The sequence below is a fragment of the Pseudomonas saudiphocaensis genome, assembly GCF_000756775.1.
Lineage (GTDB): Bacteria > Pseudomonadota > Gammaproteobacteria > Pseudomonadales > Pseudomonadaceae > Stutzerimonas > Stutzerimonas saudiphocaensis.
Genome location: NZ_CCSF01000001.1, coordinates 3,115,261 through 3,134,483, shown reverse-complemented (window position 1 = coordinate 3,134,483; position 19,223 = coordinate 3,115,261). Strand labels below are relative to the sequence as shown.

Here is a 19,223-nt window from a genome sequence, read left to right as displayed (position 1 = left end):
CGATGCCGATGTATGTCGGCATTATGTCCGGCACCAGCCTCGACGGACTGGACTTTGCCCTGATCGAGCACGATAGCCATACCAGGCTGATCGCTACTCACTACGAACCCATGCCGCATCAACTGAAACAGGACCTGCTCGAGCTCTGCTCGACAGGTCCTGATGAGCTTGCGCGCGCGGCAATCACAGAACAGGCCTGGGCCAAGCTGGCCGGTGACGGAGTCCTTAGGCTGCTTCAGCAGGCGCAAGCCCCTAGCAAGGCCGTCCGCGCCATTGGCAGTCACGGTCAAACCGTGCGGCACGAGCCTCAGCGCGGCTTCACCATTCAGATTGGAAATCCCGCCCTGCTGGCAGAGCTGACCGGCATTAGTGTGGTTGCGGATTTCCGTCGACGCGACGTGGCCGCAGGCGGTCAGGGCGCGCCCCTGGTGCCTGCCTTTCATGAAGCGCTATTTGGCGACGCCGAACATGCCAGGGCGGTATTGAATATCGGCGGATTCAGCAATCTCAGCCTGTTACGACCGGGACAAGCCGCGCGCGGTTTCGATTGCGGGCCTGGAAACGTACTGTTGGATGCCTGGATTCAACGCAACCTCGGGCACGCCTATGACCAGAACGGCGCATGGGCTGCCAGCGGAGAAGTCAACGGCACACTCCTGCAGGCGTTTCTCTCCGCGCCCTTCTTTTCGGCCCAGGGCCCTAAGAGCACTGGGCGGGAGCTATTCAATCTGGAATGGCTGGAAGCTCACCTGGAGAATTTCCCGGCATTGCCCGCCGAGGACGTACAGGCCACGCTGCTTGAGTTGACTGCAATTAGCATCTGCGATGCCCTGCGAGCAAGTCAACCGGAAACCAAGGATGTGCTGGTTTGCGGGGGCGGCGCGCATAACGCCGCGTTGATGACCAGGTTACAAGCTCACCTGCCAAGCTGTCAGGTAAACAGCACCACCCGCTTCGGAGTAGAGCCTGACTGGATTGAAGCCATGGCCTTCGCCTGGCTGGCGCATTGCTGCCTGGAAGGCATTGCCGCCAATCGGCCGAGCGTTACCGGTGCTCAAGGATTGCGCGTATTGGGTGCGATCTATCCCGCCTGACCGCCCAAACAAAAACGCCGCGCATAGCGCGGCGTTTTACAAGCTAGAAGATCAGATTGAGAATGAAGAACCGCAACCACAGGTAGTGGTGGCATTGGGGTTCTTGATCACGAAGCGCGAGCCTTCCAAGCCTTCCTGGTAGTCGACTTCAGCACCGGCCAGGTATTGATAGCTCATGGCGTCCACCACCAGGCTCACACCCTCACGCTCGATGATGGTGTCATCCTCAGCCAGCTCCTCATCGAAGGTAAAACCGTACTGGAACCCGGAGCAGCCCCCACCGGTGACAAAGACGCGCAATTTCAGGCGCGGATTACCTTCTTCCTCGACCAGGGTCTTCACCTTGCTCGCAGCATCCTGACTGAACTGGATCGCGGTGGGCGTGAAGGATACGACACTCATTCGGTTCTCCCGGCGCAAAGCGCCCTGTACTGCGTTGATGACGCATTATCGTCTTACCCTACGAAATCGGTCAACTATTGCCAGCAAACCGACTCCTGCGGGTTGTCGCCTGCGCCGTCATTAGGCTGCAGACAGCCCGGTACTACGGCAACAGCGCCACATTCCCAAGACCGAGGCGCTCATCCAGCCCGAAGAGGATGTTCATGTTCTGCAGAGCCTGGCCGGATGCGCCCTTCACCAGGTTGTCGATAACCGAAAGCACCACCACCAGGTCACCACCCTGGGGGCGATGCACGGCAATGCGGCACATGTTGGCGCCTCTCACACTGCGGGTCTCGGGGTGGCTTCCAGCCGGCATCACATCGACGAACGGCTCCTCGGCGTAGCGCTGCTCGTACAGCGCCTGCAGATCGACCGACGTATCAATAACCGTCGCATAAAGCGTTGCATGAATGCCACGAATCATCGGGGTCAGGTGCGGCACGAAGGTAAGCCCTACATCGCCGCCAGCCGCACGACGCAGCCCCTGGCTGATCTCCGGCAGATGGCGGTGCCCTTTGACTGCATAAGCCATCATGCTCTCGCCGGCCTCGGTGAACAGCGAACCAAGCTTTGCCGCACGACCAGCACCGCTCACGCCCGACTTGCAGTCAGCGATCAGCTTCGAGGCATCGGCAAGTCCGTTTTCCAGCAATGGCAGAAAACCCAGCTGAGTCGCCGTCGGGTAACAGCCTGGAACGGCAATCAAGCGCGCTCCGCGAATCTGCTCACGGTTGACTTCTGGCAGACCATAGACCGCCTCGGGCAGCAGGTCAGGCGCGCCATGGGGCTGGCCGTACCATTTCGCCCACTCATCGGCATCCTGCAGGCGGAAGTCCGCTGACAGGTCAATCACCCGAGTACCTGCATCCAGCAATTCTTTCGCCAGAGCATGAGCGACCCCATGAGGCGTGGCAAAAAACACTACGTCACAGGCGCCCAGAGTTGCCGCATCCGGCACGCTGAAGGCCAGGCCGTCGTAATGACCACGCAAGTTCGGATACATATCCGTGACCTTGACGCCGTCCTCGGAGCGTGAGGTGATCACGGTTACGTCGGCCTGTGGATGCTGCGCAAGCAATCGCAGCAGTTCGACACCGGTGTAGCCTGTGCCGCCGACAATTCCGACCTTGATCATGAGCCGCCTCTCGAATGCAACGATAAAGACCGTGGATGATAAAGCTGCCAACGCTTGCGGCCAACCATTGAGGTGACGCATGGCTGCCCGAGCCACTACTATCTACGCGCAAATCGGTCCAGGGAAAACCTCAATGCTCTATCTATGGCTCAAGGCTCTACACATCATCGCCATCGTCTGCTGGTTCGCCGGGCTGTTCTATTTGCCAAGACTGTTCGTCTACCACGCCATGAGCGAAGATCAGCCCAGCCGCGAGCGCTTCAAGGTCATGGAACGCAAGCTGTATCGGGGCATCATGACCCCCTCGATGATCGCCACCTTGATCTTTGGTGCCTGGATGATCGCCCTCAACCCGGCGTTGTTCAGCACCGGCGGCTGGCTGCATGCCAAGCTTGCGTTGGTCGCATTGCTGATCGCCTATCACCTCATGTGCGGGGCGCAATTGAAGCGCTTTGCACGGGACGAGAATTCCCGCAGCCACGTGTTCTACCGTTGGTTCAATGAGGTTCCTGTGCTGTTTCTGCTGGCCATCGTCATCCTTGTGGTGGTCAGGCCGTTCTGACGACGCTGACGACAGCGTGATGTAGCACTCATTCTGCAAACCGCTAACCCCGGCGAAACGCATGTCGCTTGTTGCGGCATTGGCGGCGATTTAGGCTTTGCTGAAACCCATTACAAGGACGTGCCATGCAGGCCACCCAGTACCGAATCGTCTTCGATGGCGAGCTGATGCCTGGCATGGCAGTCGAAACCGTCAAGGCCAACCTCGCTCGCCTCTTCAAGAGCGATGCCGACACGATTGACCGCCTGTTCCAACAGGACTCGGTCAACATCAAGCGTGAGCTGAGCGAAACGCAGGCAGACCAATACCTGCGCGCCCTTCAGGCTGCCGGGGCGAAGGTTCGCAAGGAACCCGAGCCCAACCCAGCCCTTAGCCTCGCACTGATGGATAGTGCCGAGGTAACGCCCCTGGCAACAGCACACATGGAATGTCCAAAATGCGGACATGCCCAGGCACAGGCGATCCAGTGCGAAAGCTGCGGCATCGTTATCGAGAAGTACCTTGCACGACAGGCCCAGAATACGGCCCCGGAAGCCCTGCACGAGCTCAACCAACCCTACGCACCACCCCGCGCTCAGGTGGCCGAACCCACACCCGAATTCGGCGAACTCAAGCCATTCTCCGTGCATGGCCGAATCGGTCGCCTGCGCTATCTGGCCTGGTCGATGATCCTGTCGCTGTCGGCCCTGGGCTTGCTGGTAGTCGGCGGCGGTATCTTTGCCTTTTCCAGTCTGGTCGGCTTTCCCCTGATGGGACTGATCGTTATCGGTTTTCTCATAGTTACGGTACAGCTGGGTGTACAGCGCCTGCATGACATCGGCTGGTCCGGCTGGCTCATACTGCTGACCCTGATCCCGGTGATCGGCTCGATATTCCCCTTCGTCATGCTGCTCGCGCCCGGTAGCAAAGGCCTCAATCGATTCGGCCCGCCACCGCCACCCAACAGCAGGGCGGTGAAGATTCTAGCCGTCCTCTGGCTGCTGGTACCGGTTATCGGCATCTTCGCCGCCATCGCCTTACCGGCTTACCAAAGCGCTCTGTGGCACGCGCCCTTTTAGGGGATCAGGCCTGCACCGTCCGCCCCGAAGCCCAGGTACGGAGCTTGTCGAGAGATTCAGCCATCACCACCGAAAGCGGTGATGTCGAGCGGATACAACCAAGCAGTATCTCTTGGTCCGGCTCCCGGGACTGCGCCTGGCTGGCATACACAGCGGCTACCACCACCTGCTCGATCTCTGCGCCGGAAAAGCCCTCACAGGCCGCTGCCAGCTCGGCAAGATCGAATTTCTCCGGGTCCAGCTCACGCCGCAGCAGATGGATGCGGAAGATATCTGCCCGAATGACGGCATCCGGCAGGTCAACAAAAAACAGCTCGTCGAAACGCCCCTTGCGTAGAAGCTCTGGCGGCAGGCGATCTACCGCGTTGGCCGTGGCCACCATAAACACCGGCGCCTGCCGCTCGGCCATCCAGGTCAGCAGCGTACCGAGGACACGCTGACTGACGCCGCCATCCATCTCGCCGGTTGCCAGTCCTTTCTCCAACTCGTCCATCCAGAGTACGCAAGGTGCCATCTGCTCAGCGAGCTTCAGCGCTTCGCGCAAATTGCGTTCGGTTTCACCGAAGAACTTGTTGTAGAGACAGGCGAAATCCAGACGCAGCAATGGCAGCCCCCAGAGTCCGGCTACCGCCTTGGCCGCCATGCTCTTGCCGCCACCCTGCACGCCCACCAGCATCACGCCACGCGGCATGTCCTTTTGACGGCCCGTCATGAACGCTGCCTGGCGCTCGCCGAGCCAGCGCTTGAAGTTGAACAGCCCGCCCACATCGGCAAAACGCGCCGTTTCGTGCTCGAAACCCAGCACGCCCTGCATGTCCAGCAGCTCAAATTTTTTGCGATTGAGCTCCGGCAGATCTTCCTGAGTGATCGCCCCGTCATCGCAGATCAGGCTCTGCGCCAGATTGCGGGCCTCGGCATGACTCAAACCACGCAGATTCTTCACCACTTGCTGCAGGGTGCGATTGTCGGTGCGCACCCGAGCCCCACGGTTGCGCTCACTCCAGCGGGTCGCCTCGTCACGAACGATACTCAGCAACTCTTCTTCTGAAGGCAGGGTCAGGCTGAAACGTGCGGCGTAGCGCTGCACCTCGGCTGGCAGTTTCAGCGCATGGGACACCAGCACCAACGTGGGTGTCGCTGCTCCTTCAGCCGTGGCGATTTCCTTGATCAGCCGTACCACCTGCGGCTCCCCGAGGAACGGGTGTAGGTCGCAGAAGACATAGAGGCTGTGCTGAGGATCATGTTTGACACGCTTGAGCGCGACTTCCGGCGCACAGCTCTCACCCTCGTCCAGCGCTTCACCGCCAAAGCTCAGGCGACGCAAACCCTCCGTCACCGACCACAGTTGCAGCCCCAAACCACGCGCGACAGCCAGGCCTGTGAGCGTTTCCAGCACGCGCCGCTCATCCCAGGACTCGATGACCACCAGCCGCAAGCGCGACTCCAATACCAGCGCCAAATCACGAATATCATTCTTCATCATCGCCTCCTTGCCCGACCTGACCCAGCGCTCGAGGGCCTGCTAAACTGCGAGCCGATCATACTTCCGGAGACATGCCATGGATTGTTTGTTTTGCAAGATCGTGGCCGGGGACATTCCCACCCACAAGCTCTATGAAGACGATCAGGTCATCGCCTTCAGGGACATCGCTCCCCAAGCGCCGGTGCATTTCCTGGTCATCCCGAAGAAACATATCGCGACGCTGCACGACCTCAGCGAGGAAGATGACAAGGCGCTTGCCGGCCATATCCTCTTCACGGCCCAGCGCCTCGCCGAAGAGCAGGGCTGCCAGGAAGGCTTCCGCGTAGTCATGAACTGCAACGACCTGGGAGGCCAGACGGTCTATCACATACATATGCATGTGCTCGGCCAGCGCCAGATGCATTGGCCGCCTGGCTGAAGGGCAGCAGCACACCCGACCGACGTCCGTCCACAAACAAGGAGGCCACATGCCGAACCAGCGTGAATATTCACCTGCCGACCGTCTGCTGATGCAGGCCGATGCGGCATTACGAACGCTTCTGCCCTTCAGTGGCCAACCAAACCGGCCAAGCCCGGCGCTATTGAAGAACGAGACCGAGCTTGATGACAGCGAAACGCGTCACGTTGCCGGACTGATGCGTATCAACCACACCGGGGAAGTTTGTGCTCAGGGCCTCTACCAAGGTCAGGCGTTGACAGCCCGACTGCCGAATGTGCGCAAAGCAATGGAGCAGGCCGCCGACGAGGAAATCGACCACCTCGCCTGGTGCGAACAGCGTATCCGCCAGCTGGGCAGCCACACCAGCGTGCTCAATCCACTCTTCTATGGAATGTCATTTGGCATTGGCGCTACCGCAGGACTGATCAGCGACCGTGTTAGCCTGGGTTTTGTTGCCGCCACCGAAGACCAGGTCTGCAAGCACCTCGACGAGCATCTCGCGCAGATTCCAGCGAGCGACGAGAAGTCCCGGGCCATTCTTCAGCAGATGCGGGTAGACGAGGCCGAACACTCCACCGCCGCCCTGGAAGCAGGCGGCTTCCGCTTCCCTGCACCCGTCAAGTTCGGCATGAGCCTGATGGCCAAGGTCATGACCAAGACGACTTACAGGATTTAACGGGAGGCTGGAAGCCAGCGTGCGGCTCAACCTTCTGAACCGCTGTTCACTTTCTTCCAGCTTCTGACTTCAATTAATCCTCAAGCCAGCTCGATGATCTCGTAGTCATGGGTAATCTCGACGCCGGCACGGCCGAGCATGATCGAAGCTGAGCAGTATTTTTCCGCTGAAAGTTCTACCGCACGCTTGACCTGAGCCTCCTTTAACCCGCGCCCCTTGACCACAAAGTGCAGGTGAATCCGGGTGAACACTTTCGGATCTTCACTCGCGCGCTCCGCCTCCAGGAAGGCCTCACAACTTTCTACCGGTTGCCGTGATTTCTTCAGAATGCTCACGACATCGAAGTTACTGCAGCCGCCCAGCCCAAGCAGAATCATTTCCATTGGGCGCACGCCCAGATTGCGCCCGCCATTTTCCGGCGGACCGTCCATCACCACGACATGCCCGCTGCCCGACTCGCCAAGAAACATCGCTTCGCCAGCCCACTGAATGCGCGCTTTCATTGACAGACTCCGTAGAAAAAAGAGCGAAGCTTAGCACGAGCATTTCCATCTAAAAGAGGCGGTAAATCGGCAAATCGCTATAAGAAAGTCGTATTCGTGTCGCAGTCTTGTTGTCGACCCGATCCGGTCTGCTAAGCTCTCGGCGATCAAAATAGAAGCACAACCATAAATAATAAAAATCTGCCTCCACTGGTAATTTCTTTCGGGACTACAGCATGGTTGCTATAACACTTACGCCCAAGATCAAAAACATCGACAAACTACTCGCTCACTGCCATCGACGGCGCTACACGGCCAAGAGCACCATCATTTACGCAGGAGACCGCAGCGAGACTCTGTTCTTTATCGTCAAAGGTTCGGTCACCATCCTGATCGAGGATGATGACGGGCGCGAAATGATCATCGCCTACCTGAACTCTGGCGACTTTTTCGGTGAGATGGGGCTTTTCGAGAAGGAAGGCACCGAGAAGGAGCGCAGTGCCTGGGTTCGCGCCAAGACCGAATGCGAAGTAGCCGAATTGAGCTATGCCAAGTTCCGTGAGCTGACCCAGCAGGACCCTGACATTCTCTACGCCTTGGGCAGCCAGATGGCCGAGCGGCTGCGCAACACTACGCGCAAGGTCGGCGACCTGGCATTCCTTGACGTCACCGGGCGCGTTGCCCGCACCCTGCTTGACCTGTGCAAGCAGCCGGACGCGATGACCCACCCGGACGGCATGCAGATCAAGATCACCCGTCAGGAGATCGGTCGTATTGTCGGCTGCTCGAGGGAAATGGTCGGACGTGTACTAAAGAGCCTGGAGGCCCAGGGACTGGTCTTCGTCAAAGGCAAGACCATGGTGGTGTTCGGCACTCGCTGAGTACCAATCAGCGCGGGCCGGTCTCACGGACCGGCCCATCGCTTGCTCAATCCGATTCGATAGCTGCTCTGGGGCGGCTGCGCCCAGGGAAGAACAGGCGCTGCAACTCCGCACCGGGCTGTTCGGCACGCATAAAGGCTTCGCCTACCAGAAACGCATAGACCTGATTGATTTCCATCAGCTCGACATCTGCACGATGCAGAATGCCGCTCTCGGTCACCACCACGCGGTCACGGGGGATGCGTGGCAGCAGATCCAGCGTGGTTTCCAGATCCAGCTCAAAAGTGTGCAGATCGCGATTGTTGATGCCAATCAACGGCGCTTCGATACGCAAGGCCCGCTCCAGCTCAGCGCCGTCGTGTACCTCCACCAGTACATCCAGCCCCTGCTCCGCGGCAACGTCGGCCAACTCCTTCATTCGCTCGTCGCTCAACGCAGCGACGATCAGCAGAATGCAGTCGGCGCCCAGCGCGCGCGCCTCCACTACCTGGTAGGGATCGACCATGAAATCCTTGCGGATCACCGGCAGGTTGCAGGCACTGCGCGCCTGCTGCAGGTATTTATCGGCACCCTGAAAGAAGTCGATATCGGTCAACACCGACAAACAGGTCGCACCGCCTGCCTCGTAGCTTCTGGCGATTTCCGCCGGATCGAAATCCTCACGAAGCACGCCCTTGCTCGGCGAGGCCTTTTTGATCTCGGCAATCACTGCCGGCTGCTTGCTGGCAACCTGCTCCTGTAGCCGCCGGGCAAAACCACGGACCGGGTCGGCAATCCCCGCCAGTCTCTCCAGCTCGGCCAGCCCCACCTGCGCACGGCGCTGCGCCACCTCTTCATACTTTCGCGTAATGATCTTTTCCAGAACGGTTGGCACGCTCATTGTGCATTCTCCTGCCTGAATACCGCCGTGAAGGACACCAGCTCTTCGAACTTGTCCCGTGCCAGTCCGCTGTGCAATGCGTCATGGGCCATTTCCACGCCCTGTTTCAGGCTCGACGCCACATCTGCCGCATAGAGCGCGGCACCGGCGTTGAGGACGATCAGATCGGCGGCTTTCTGGCCATTCTCGGTTTTCCGCCGGCCCAGCGCATCACGAATCAGGGTCAGCGAGCCTTGAGCGTCTTCGACGTTCAGCCCGATCAGACTCTGGCTCTTGATGCCGAAGTCCTCAGGTTGCACGCGGTATTCGCTGATCTCGCCATTGCGCAGCTCGGCAACGTAGGTCGGTGCCGCCAGGCTGATTTCATCCAGACCATCCTGCGCATGCACCACCAGCACATGGGTGCTGCCCAGCCGCGCAAGCACTTCAGCCATCGGCCGGCACAGCTCCTTGCTGAACACACCGAGCACCTGGTGTTTGACACCCGCCGGGTTGGACATCGGCCCAAGAATATTGAACAGGGTACGCAGCCCCAGCTCGCGGCGTGGGCCCGCGGCATGTTTCATGGCGCCATGATGGGCAGGTGCGAACATGAAGCCCACGCCCACCGCATCGACGCTGCGCGCCACCTGCTCGGGGCTGAGATCGAGATAGACGCCTGCGGCTTCGAGCAGATCCGCACTGCCGCTCTTGCCAGACACCGCGCGGTTGCCATGTTTCGCCACCTTGCCGCCGGCAGCTGCGACGACGAAAGCCGCCGCCGTGGAGACGTTGAAGATGTTCATGCCGTCGCCGCCAGTGCCACAGGTATCCACCAGGCGATGGGTATCGAATTGCACCGGCTCGGCCAGCTCACGCATCACTTGCACCGCGCCGACGATCTCGTCGATGGTTTCGCTCTTCATGCGCATCCCCATCAGGAACGCGCCAACCTGTGCATCCGTGCACTGCCCGGTCATGATCTGGCGCATGACCGCCTTCATCTCTTCCGTGGTCAGATCCAGCTGGCCGACAATCCTGTTCAGGGCTTCCCTGATGTCCATTAGCGCATGCCTCCGGTCTGCTTCAAGAAATTGGCAAAGAGTTCATGACCCTGCTCGGTCAGGATCGACTCGGGGTGGAACTGCACGCCCTCGACATTCATCGTGCGATGCCGCAGTCCCATGATTTCGTCGACGCTGCCATCCTCACGGCGCGTCCAGGCTGTGACTTCCAGGCAATCGGGCAGGGTTTCGAGGCTAACCACCAGCGAGTGATAGCGGGTAACGGTCAGCGGGTTGTTCAGCCCGCTGAAGACGCCGCCGTCTTCATGGAAAACCGGACTGGTCTTGCCATGCATTACCTGACGAGCTCGTACCACGTCACCACCGAAGGCCTGACCGATGCTCTGGTGACCGAGGCATACGCCGAGAATCGGTAGCTTGCCGGCGAAATGACGAATCAGCTCAAGCGATATGCCCGCTTCATTCGGCGTGCAGGGACCGGGAGAGACGACGATGCGCTCGGGGTTGAGCGCCTCAATCTCGGCCACGGTCATTTCGTCGTTGCGCACTACCCGCACCTCGGCACCAAGCTCACCCAGGTACTGCACGACGTTGTAGGTAAAGGAATCGTAGTTATCCAGCATCAGCAGCATGTGCATCACCCCTTATGAATTGACCTGCCCACCGCGCCGCCGAAACAGTCGTGGCCGCAAAAAGGCGCTACCGGAGGCTGTGGACGACGCGCGAAGCGAATGATTTCTGGCTGGCGCCAGCAAGACCGGATCAGGTGCGCCAACGCCATCGGGCGCTGGCCTTGAAAAGGCACATCAGGAGGATGCTGCTGAATATCACGGAAAGGTCTCGCAAAACGATCGACGCAAAGTAGCCTATGCCAGCCCCCGATTCAACCGGCAGCGCCCGCTACCAGCAGGCCGGGCAACCATTTGCGTCGCAATACTGCGCATAAAACAGCTCGGGAATTCGCTTGCAGCAACAGCTTCAGCGCGGACGCAATGAGTACTGCTCATATAAGCTGCTACACACGCACCCAGCGCGACCCGCTACACCCTGCGACAGTTACTTAGCTACGACGCGTTTCTCGCCTACCTCTGTCTATCCCGCATGGCTCGCCTATACGCCAGCGGTTTACTGGGCCAGCGCGCTGCCATGCACCTGTTCCCGGATCGCAGCCAGAGTCGCACTCAGCTCCTGAGCCGGAACCGGTCGTGCATAGAGATATCCCTGGGCCTGGCGGCAGCCAAGACGCAGCAGCTCATCGGCGACCGCCTGATCCTCGACACCCTCGGCAAGCGTCGAGAGCCCAAGCGAATCAGCCATCTGGATGATAGTGGCGACAATCGCGTGACCGTCCTCGGTATCGATACCTTGCACAAAGGACCGATCAATCTTCAGCGTATCCACCGCCAGCTGGCGCAGATAGGCGAGGCAGGAATAACCTGTGCCGAAGTCGTCGATCGACAGCTGTATGCCAAGCGCCTTGAGCCTGTTTAGCATGAGTACGACCTCGGCGTCGTTTTCCAACAGGCTCGACTCGGTCAGCTCAAGCTCCAGCGCAGACGCCGGCAGCCCGGTCTTGGCCAGCGCATCCTGAACAACGCGCTCCAGCGACCCGTCATGCAGCTGGGCCGCTGCCACATTGACCGCAACCCTCGGAATCATCATGCCCTGGGCTCGCCAGCTGGCGGCCTGGCTACAGGCTTCGAAAAGTACCCAGCTGCCAATTTCGACGATCAGCCCGTTCTCTTCGGCGGCCGGTATGAAGCGCCCCGGCAACACCAGCCCCCATTGCGGATGCTGCCAGCGCACCAGCGCCTCCACACCCAACAACCGCCCCGTGGCGATATCCACCTGCGGCTGGTAATGCAGCAGCAGCTCGTTGCGTGAAAGCGCAAGCCGCAGACCGTTGACCAGATAGAGACGCCCGCGCATCTCAGCATCCAGCTCCGAATCGTAATAGCAACAACTCTTGCGTCCGCCCTGTTTGGCTTTGTACATGGCCATTTCGGCGTTGCGCAGCAACGTGGGGAAATCCTGGCCATCGTTGGGACCCAAGGCCACACCAATGGAAACCGGCACCACGATGCTCTGCCAATCCAGCACGAAGGGCTCGGACAGCTCCTTGAGCAATGCTTGGACAACCGCCGAGGTCGCTCCGGCATCCGTCAACTCAGTCAACAGAACCAGAAACTCATCGCCGCCAGCCCTGGCCAGCATGGCGCTCTCGGGGAGCAATTGCTGCAGACGCTCCGAGGCTCGACAGAGCAGCCGGTCGCCGAAGGCATGACCGAAAGAGTCGTTGACCATCTTGAAATGGTCGAAGTCTACATAGAGCACCGCTACCGAAGCCTGTTGCCCCCTGGCATCCATCAGCGCTTGCCGCGTGCGCTCCTGCAGGAGCTCAGGCTTGGGCAGCCCCGTGAGACTGTCATAGGAACTCAGATACTGGGCCTTCTTCTCAGCGGCATCGCGCTCGGCTTTTTCCACCGCAAGCCTGGCATAGGGCGCGCGCACATTGGCGACGAACATCACCTGGTAGATAAAGCAGTAGGAAAGGATCTTGTAGGAGTGCCCGAGCAGGCTGAATAGGCCGTTGACGTTGTCGTAGGCGATAAAGCACAGCTCGGCGAAGATGGAAATCAGCGTGGCCGCGAGCAGACCCTCCGCCTGCCACGCCGGCCGCTCCTTGCGACCGACCCAGAAGCGCCAGGCGGCGACGACGAACAGGGCGATAATCAGCCATTCGCTCATGATCTTGAACGACGTGAGCCCTGTGCCTTCGATAAAAGTACGTGGCAGGAGCTGCGGCTGATAGAGCTGCATAAACGTGGTGATGCCTGCCACAGCCAGCGCAACGAGGAGCAAGGCCGGGCGCGACAACGGACGTTTCGGCTGTAGACGGAAGGCAACAGCAAGCAGCGTGCAGGCCAGCAGAATGCGCGATACCAGCCAGAAGCTTATGGCCTTTTCCACCGACGCCGGGGTTATCCAGTCCGGCATGCCGTTGTAGGACAGCATATGCGCCAGGTCGATCAGAGCGATGGCGAGAAAGGCGCAGCCTAGCAGCGGGCTCGACGCACGCTGTGGACCCTGGCTGTGCCAGACCACTGCAAAAACCAGGGAAGCAACGACGATAGCGAAAACTTCACAGGCGATATGTACCGACAATGGAAACCAGCCGGTGCCGGCCTGCAGGTCGGTAAAGCAGGACAACAACCAGACCAGGCCCAGCAACAGCCCGGAGGCGATAACCAGAACGCTGGTCGGGTAACGATTGCTGGTGGATGCGGCGGTACTGCTATCCGTCTGATACGACATGCGTGATACCGGCTGGTAATTCGGTCAAGCGCCCTGTACAGGCGAAATCGGACTATATACAGGGCATTTGGCCATTACCATACGTACAGTGTGGAATTTAGACGTACGTCCTGAGTAGAAGTCAGCGCTCGGCCTTCTCCGCCAATGCCACCGCGCGGAACATGGCGCGCCGCTTGTTCAGCGTTTCTTCCCATTCCAGTGCCGGCTGCGAGTCGGCCACGATGCCGGCACCGGCCTGCACATGCAGCTCGCCATCCTTGATTACCGCCGTGCGGATGGCGATGGCGGTGTCCATGTTGCCGTTCCAGGCCAGGTAGCCCACCGCACCGCCGTAGACACCGCGCTTGACCGGCTCCAGCTCGTCGATGATCTGCATCGCACGCACCTTGGGCGCCCCGGAGAGGGTGCCGGCGGGCAGGATCGCGCGCAGTGCATCCATCGCCGTCAGCGGCGCCTTGAGCTGGCCGGTGACGTTGGAGACGATGTGCATGACGTTGGAGTAGCGCTCGATGACCATTTTCTCGGTCAGCCGAACCGAGCCGTTTTCAGCAACACGACCGACGTCGTTGCGGCCCAGGTCGATCAGCATCAGGTGCTCGGCCAGTTCCTTGGCGTCGCTGAGCAGGTCCTGCTCCAGCGCCAGGTCGGCCTCTTCGGTGGCGCCACGCGGGCGAGTGCCGGCAATCGGCCGCACCGTGACCAGGCCGTCCTCGACCCGCACCAGCACTTCCGGCGACGAACCCACCACGTGGAAGTCGCCGAAGTTGAAGAAGTACATGTAGGGAGTCGGGTTGAAGCAGCGCAGCGCCCGGTAGAGGTCGATGGGGGCGGCCTCGAACGGAATCGACATGCGCTGGGAAATCACCACCTGCATGCAGTCGCCGGCAAGGATGTAATCCTTGATGCGGTTGACCGAATGCTCGTAATTTTCGCGAGTGAAGCTTGAGCGAAACTCCGGCTCGGTCGCAGCCGGGCCCTCGAAGTCCAGCCCCAGTCGCGGCGCAATCGGCTGGCGCAGCTTGTCGCGCAGCACCTTCAGGTGCGCGAGACCCTCTTCATAGGCATTCGGCTGCGCCGGGTCGACCAGCACGATGCAGTGCAGCTTCCCTGCCAGATTGTCGAACACCACCACGGCATCGGAGACCATCAGCAGAATGTCCGGCGTGCCCAGCGGATCGGGATTCGGACACTGGGCCAGCTTGTGCTCCACATAGCGCACGCTGTCATAGCCGAAATAACCCACCAGACCACCGTTGAACCGGGGCAGCCCATCAACCGGCGCTACGCGGTAGCGCTGCTGGAAGGCCTCGACGAAGGCCAGGGGATCTTCCACCTGGGCACTCTCCGTCTCGACGCCATCGGTGGTCACGCAGATGTGGTGATCCTGTACCCGCAGAACCGTGCGGCACGGCAGACCGATGATGGAGTAGCGCCCCCACTTTTCGCCGCCCTGCACCGACTCCAGCAAATACGAATTGGGCGCGTCGGCCAACTTCAGGTACAGCGACAACGGCGTGTCAAAGTCAGCCAGGGTTTCGAAAGACAGGGGGATGCGGTTATGGCCTGCAGCGGCCAAACGCTGGAATTCTTCGCGGGTCATTATCAGCCTCGTGGTCGGAGGGAAATTCGGAAACAGCTCGGCAAACACACCGGCACAAAGCCGGTCAGAAAGTCAGAGTCGCCAGCGCCAGCGCGCCAGGGCCTTGATGACCTTCATCCACTGTTTACGGGTAACCACCACGATCTGATCTCTTCGGCGGGGTGCAAATGTGAAGAACACTAGCCCAGCCCCTGAGCCGAAGCAACCAGCTCACGCAGGTCATCCAATACCATGGCCGGCGACTCTTCGGCGATGGGTTCGCCGTGGTTATAGCCGTAGCTGAGCGCAACACAGGCGACACCGGCCGCCTTCGCCGCACGCACATCGTTGCGTGAATCACCGATGAACAGGGATTGCTCTGGCAAAACGCCCGCCTTGTCCATTACCCAGAACAACGCAGCCGGATCGGGCTTCTGCTGCGGCAGGGTATCGCCACCGACCAACCACTGGAAGTAACCGGAAAGACCCTTCTCTTCCAGCAGCGGCTCGATGAACTCAGAGGGTTTGTTGGTGATGATCGCCAACGGCACATCGCGAGCACGCAGCCAGTCCAGGCATTCGCGTACGCCGGGGTAAACGGTGGTCAGCTCGTGTCCGCCTGCGTAGGCCCGCATAAACAGCGCCAACGCCTCCTGGGCTTGCGTTTCATCCACGCCGTCATGCTCCAGCTGACCGGCCAGCGCACGACGCACCAGCACCCGCGACCCGTTGCCGACCCAGTTGCGCACCCGAGAGACTCCGGCCGTTTCACGGCCGAGCTGCAGCAACATATCATCCACCGCGGCAGCCAGATCCGGCACCGAATCAATCAGGGTGCCGTCCAGGTCGAACATCACCAGGCGCGGCAATTGGCCGTTGAACAGCTGCTCCAGACGAGTCATGAGCGAGCCAGGGCCAGTTCGGCGCGCATCTGGTCGATCACCGCCTTGTAGTCCGGCTGATTGAAGATCGCCGAGCCGGCAACGAAGGTGTCGGCACCGGCCGCGGCGATCTCGCGAATATTCTTTGGATTTACCCCGCCATCGATTTCCAGACGAATCTCGCGACCGCTGGCGTCGATCAATGCCCGCGCCTCTCGCAGCTTGTCGAGGGTGCCGGGAATGAATTTCTGCCCGCCGAAGCCCGGGTTGACGCTCATCAGCAGCACCATGTCGACCTTGTCCATCACGTACTTGAGCACGTCCAGCGGCGTGGCCGGGTTGAACACCAGGCCAGCCTTGGCGCCGCCGTCCTTGATCAGCTGCAGCGAGCGGTCGATGTGGTCGGAGGCTTCCGGGTGGAAGGTGATGTAACTGGCACCGGCTTCGAGGAAGTCGCCGATCATGCGGTCCACCGGACGAACCATCAGGTGCACGTCGATGGGTGCGGTAATGCCATGCTTGCGCAGCGCCGAGCAGACCATCGGGCCGATGGTCAGGTTGGGCACGTAGTGGTTGTCCATCACGTCGAAGTGGACGATGTCCGCACCGGCGGCGAGAACGTTGTCCACTTCCTCGCCCAGACGGGCGAAGTTTGCGGAAAGGATCGAAGGGGCGATGGCGAACGGCTGCATGACGACCTCGAGGTAGCGCGGGCGGAATGCCGCGTATTGTACCCGAGGGGCCAGCATTGCGGCGCGCCTGACGTCTACCTACTGCTCGTCCGGCGCGCCGACTCGGATCAGCTCAGCTCATCGAAACACTCATCGATGATCGCCAGGCCACGCTCAAGCACTTCATCCTCTACCGTCAGCGGCACCAGCACCCGCAGCACGTTGTAGTAGGTGCCGCATGAGAGCAGGATCAGCCCCTTTTCGCGGGCCAGCGCGACTATTTTACCGGTGAGCTCAGCCGCGGGGCGGGTACGCTCGGCGTCTTCAAACAGCTCTATGGCAACCATCGCGCCCGATCCACGCACCTCGGCGATTTGCCGATGGCGCGACTGGATGGCCTTGAGCCCGTCGACCAGCTTTTGCCCTACCACCTGACTGCGCTCCACCAGCCGCTCCTCTTCGAACACCTCCATTACTGCCAGCGCCGCCGCACACGACAGCGGGTTGCCCGCGTAGGTACCACCCAGACCACCCGGCGCAATGGCGTCCATGAGCTCGGCCCGGCCACACACACCGGCGATGGGGAAACCGCCGCCCACAGACTTGGCAAAGGTGGTGAGGTCGGCCACCACACCCATCTGCTCCATGGCAAAGAAGGTGCCGGTACGGCCAGCGCCGGTCTGCACTTCGTCGGCGATCAGGACGATGCCGTGCTGATCGCAAAGGGCACGCAAACGAGCCATGAAGTCCTTCGGCGCGACGTTGAAGCCACCCTCGCCCTGCACCGGCTCGATGATGATGGCGGCGATGTCACGCGGCTCGGCGTCGTTCTTGAAAATGCGCTCGATGCTCTCGATCGCGTCATCGACGCTGACGCCATGCAGCTCACAGGGATAAAGCGCACGGAAGATGCCACCCGGCATCAGGCCCATGCCCGCCGAGTAGGGTGCGACCTTGCCGGTCAGGCCGAGGGTCATCATGGTGCGGCCGTGATAGGCACCAGTGAAGGCAATTACTCCTGCACGGCCAGTAGCGGCACGAGCAATCTTCACAGCGTTTTCCACCGCCTCGGAGCCGGTGGTGACCAACAGGGTCTTCTTGGCGAAATCGCCGGGCACCCGCGCATTGATTTTCTCGCACAGTTCGACGTAGGGCTCGTAGGCCAGAACTTGAAAGCAGGTGTGCGTCAGCTTGTGCAGTTGTTCCTCAACCGCCTTGAGAATCTTCGGATGCAGGTGTCCGGTATTCAGCACAGCGATGCCACCGGCAAAGTCGATGAATTCGCGCCCTTCGACGTCCACTACCATGCTGTTACGGGCACGCTCGGCAAAGATCGGATGGATCTGCCCCACACCACGCGGAACGGCGGCGATACGGCGCTGCATCAGGGATTGGTTGGTCTGGCTCATGGGTTCCTCGGGTGGCCGCTAAACAGGGCCGGTGATCGATATGGGTGCAAGGGACAGGCGCAGCGCCACCGCCGCGAACCGTTCGGATTACTCTATGCTGCCGTTCGGGATATTGCACGCCTTGTCGAAGGTGGATTCCGTACAGCTCGGCTTGCCGTTAGGCTTACCCGATGACGCAGTTGCGCGCCTGGGGGAATTCGATGTTTTGCCTTTACCGTTTGAGAGTCGGTCTTTGTGCTCTTGCGCTGGCTACCAGTGCAGGCGCAAGCGCAAACGAGCCCGCGCCTGCGTCCGAAACGCCCGCCCCCATCGAGCGCCCAGCGCTTTCTTCTCGCAGCGCCAGCATGGCCGCCGACCTGGCGCGCCAGTTGCCGCCCGCCGAAGTACTGAGCCTCCAGGCCGGCGACGAGGCTTTTATGGCGCTCTGGCAACCGGCGAATGTCGCCGAACCCAAAGGACTGGTGATTCTGCTGCCCAGTACCGGCGAAAGCGCCGATTGGCCGCGTGGCATCGGCCCGCTACGACGCAGCCTGCCCGATCACGGCTGGCACACCCTGAGCCTCAGCCTGCCGGACTCTGCACATTACATTGCGCCAGCCGAGCCAGAACCACAGCCAGAACCGGAAGAACCCGCAAGCGAAGATAGCGAGCCACCAGCCGAACCCGAAGAAGCAGGCTACCTGCCCGAGGAAACCGCAGCATTGCCAGGAGAATTGTCTGGCGAGCAGGACGACGAGACCTTCGAAACAGCCGAACCGGCCAAGGCGGCTGCCGGGTTGCCCGAGCGCATCGACGAGCGAATTGCCGCCGCCCTGGATCACGCTCGCGGGCTGCAAGCAAAAACCATCATTCTGCTAGGCCAGGGCACTGGAGCCTACTGGGCCGCTCGCTATCTGCAGCAGTGGGCGCCAGATGATGTCGAGCGCCTGGCGCTGATTCACCCTCGCCAGCCCGACAGCCAGCAGGAGGCCCTGGCGCAGCTGGTCCCGTCACTTGGGCTGCCGACCGGCGACTTCTATTACCGCGAGAGCGACAGCGCGCGGAAACAGGCCCGTGAGCGCTTGAATGTCAGCCGCCGCATAGACCATCCCGCCTATCACCAGATCGGCCTGACCGAGCTGACGGGCGAACACAAGGTCAGGGACGAGCAGTTGATACGCCGGGTACGCGGCTGGCTGGACAGACCTACTGACTAATCATTCGGCAAAACCGCACGTTGCGCGCCGTTGC

At 60.8% G+C, this 19,223-nt stretch carries 19 protein-coding genes; 7 read left to right on the top strand and 12 right to left on the bottom strand.

What is annotated here, in order from left to right:
- Window positions 1-2: 2 nt before the first annotated feature.
- Window positions 3-1,094: an anhydro-N-acetylmuramic acid kinase gene (locus BN1079_RS14495; RefSeq protein ID WP_037025689.1), complete on the top strand. Its 1,092-nt coding sequence runs from the start codon at window positions 3-5 to the stop codon at window positions 1,092-1,094.
- A gap of 51 nt (window positions 1,095-1,145) precedes the next feature.
- Here BN1079_RS14495 and erpA read toward each other — a convergent pair whose 3' ends face one another.
- Both erpA and argC read right to left on the bottom strand, forming a co-directional pair.
- Complete coding sequence (gene erpA, locus BN1079_RS14490; RefSeq protein WP_037025686.1) at window positions 1,146-1,496, bottom strand: iron-sulfur cluster insertion protein ErpA; 351 nt, start codon at window positions 1,494-1,496, stop codon at window positions 1,146-1,148.
- A 142-nt stretch (window positions 1,497-1,638) separates the two neighbouring features.
- Window positions 1,639-2,673, bottom strand: a complete 1,035-nt coding sequence (argC, locus tag BN1079_RS14485) for an N-acetyl-gamma-glutamyl-phosphate reductase (RefSeq protein ID WP_037025684.1) — start codon at window positions 2,671-2,673, stop codon at window positions 1,639-1,641.
- 133 nt (window positions 2,674-2,806) lie between these two features.
- On the opposite strand from argC, the gene hemJ reads away from it, so the two are divergent.
- Window positions 2,807-3,235, top strand: a complete 429-nt coding sequence (gene hemJ, locus BN1079_RS14480) for a protoporphyrinogen oxidase HemJ (RefSeq protein ID WP_037025681.1) — start codon at window positions 2,807-2,809, stop codon at window positions 3,233-3,235.
- A gap of 125 nt (window positions 3,236-3,360) precedes the next feature.
- On the top strand, window positions 3,361-4,293 hold the full coding sequence (locus BN1079_RS14475; protein WP_037025679.1) for a DUF805 domain-containing protein: 933 nt from the start codon (window positions 3,361-3,363) through the stop codon (window positions 4,291-4,293).
- A 4-nt stretch (window positions 4,294-4,297) separates the two neighbouring features.
- Here BN1079_RS14475 and BN1079_RS14470 read toward each other — a convergent pair whose 3' ends face one another.
- The gene (locus BN1079_RS14470; protein ID WP_037025677.1) at window positions 4,298-5,773 is read right to left on the bottom strand and encodes an AAA family ATPase; all 1,476 of its coding nucleotides are present in this window, start codon (window positions 5,771-5,773) and stop codon (window positions 4,298-4,300) included.
- Window positions 5,774-5,852: 79 nt separating this feature from the next.
- Between BN1079_RS14470 and BN1079_RS14465 the strand changes: the two genes are divergently transcribed.
- Window positions 5,853-6,194 carry a histidine triad nucleotide-binding protein gene (locus tag BN1079_RS14465; protein WP_037025675.1) on the top strand — a complete coding sequence of 114 codons (342 nt, stop codon included), beginning with the start codon at window positions 5,853-5,855 and terminating at the stop codon, window positions 6,192-6,194.
- Between the two features lie 49 nt (window positions 6,195-6,243).
- The gene (gene coq7 / locus BN1079_RS14460) at window positions 6,244-6,891 is read left to right on the top strand and encodes a 2-polyprenyl-3-methyl-6-methoxy-1,4-benzoquinone monooxygenase (protein ID WP_037025674.1); all 648 of its coding nucleotides are present in this window, start codon (window positions 6,244-6,246) and stop codon (window positions 6,889-6,891) included.
- Window positions 6,892-6,971: 80 nt separating this feature from the next.
- Here the strand turns inward: coq7 and BN1079_RS14455 are convergent, their stop codons facing one another.
- Entirely contained in the window at window positions 6,972-7,394 is a 423-nt protein-coding gene (locus BN1079_RS14455; protein WP_037025672.1) for an OsmC family protein, read from the bottom strand.
- A gap of 215 nt (window positions 7,395-7,609) precedes the next feature.
- Here BN1079_RS14455 and crp point away from each other — a divergent pair, with 215 nt between their 5' ends.
- The gene (gene crp / locus BN1079_RS14450; protein WP_037025670.1) at window positions 7,610-8,254 is read left to right on the top strand and encodes a cAMP-activated global transcriptional regulator CRP; all 645 of its coding nucleotides are present in this window, start codon (window positions 7,610-7,612) and stop codon (window positions 8,252-8,254) included.
- A 46-nt stretch (window positions 8,255-8,300) separates the two neighbouring features.
- On the opposite strand, the gene trpC is transcribed toward crp, so the two are convergent.
- The 8 genes from trpC to gabT all read right to left on the bottom strand — a co-directional run bounded on the left by trpC (window position 8,301) and on the right by gabT (window position 17,993).
- Window positions 8,301-9,134 (bottom strand): indole-3-glycerol phosphate synthase TrpC, encoded by an 834-nt coding sequence (gene trpC / locus BN1079_RS14445; protein WP_037025668.1) that lies wholly within the window; start codon window positions 9,132-9,134, stop codon window positions 8,301-8,303.
- A complete protein-coding gene (gene trpD / locus BN1079_RS14440; RefSeq protein ID WP_037025666.1) occupies window positions 9,131-10,177 on the bottom strand; it encodes an anthranilate phosphoribosyltransferase in 1,047 nt (348 codons plus the stop codon). The genes trpC and trpD overlap by 4 nt, the downstream gene beginning before the upstream one ends.
- Window positions 10,177-10,770 carry an aminodeoxychorismate/anthranilate synthase component II gene (locus BN1079_RS14435; RefSeq protein ID WP_037025664.1) on the bottom strand — a complete coding sequence of 198 codons (594 nt, stop codon included), beginning with the start codon at window positions 10,768-10,770 and terminating at the stop codon, window positions 10,177-10,179. Before BN1079_RS14435 ends, trpD begins: the two co-directional genes overlap by 1 nt.
- Window positions 10,771-11,263: 493 nt before the next feature.
- Window positions 11,264-13,453, bottom strand: coding sequence for a bifunctional diguanylate cyclase/phosphodiesterase (locus BN1079_RS17170; protein ID WP_052114492.1), 2,190 nt, complete (start codon window positions 13,451-13,453; stop codon window positions 11,264-11,266).
- A 121-nt stretch (window positions 13,454-13,574) separates the two neighbouring features.
- Window positions 13,575-15,053, bottom strand: a complete 1,479-nt coding sequence (gene trpE, locus BN1079_RS14425) for an anthranilate synthase component I (RefSeq protein WP_037025662.1) — start codon at window positions 15,051-15,053, stop codon at window positions 13,575-13,577.
- A 179-nt stretch (window positions 15,054-15,232) separates the two neighbouring features.
- On the bottom strand, window positions 15,233-15,934 hold the full coding sequence (locus tag BN1079_RS14420) for a phosphoglycolate phosphatase (protein ID WP_037025660.1): 702 nt from the start codon (window positions 15,932-15,934) through the stop codon (window positions 15,233-15,235).
- Window positions 15,931-16,605, bottom strand: coding sequence for a ribulose-phosphate 3-epimerase (rpe, locus tag BN1079_RS14415; protein ID WP_037026991.1), 675 nt, complete (start codon window positions 16,603-16,605; stop codon window positions 15,931-15,933). Before rpe ends, BN1079_RS14420 begins: the two co-directional genes overlap by 4 nt.
- 107 nt (window positions 16,606-16,712) lie before the next feature.
- A complete protein-coding gene (gene gabT, locus BN1079_RS14410) occupies window positions 16,713-17,993 on the bottom strand; it encodes a 4-aminobutyrate--2-oxoglutarate transaminase (RefSeq protein ID WP_037025657.1) in 1,281 nt (426 codons plus the stop codon).
- A 170-nt stretch (window positions 17,994-18,163) separates the two neighbouring features.
- On the opposite strand from gabT, the gene BN1079_RS14405 reads away from it, so the two are divergent.
- Window positions 18,164-19,189, top strand: a complete 1,026-nt coding sequence (locus tag BN1079_RS14405) for an alpha/beta hydrolase family protein (protein ID WP_331709047.1) — start codon at window positions 18,164-18,166, stop codon at window positions 19,187-19,189.
- The last annotated feature ends 34 nt before the right edge of the window (window positions 19,190-19,223 follow it).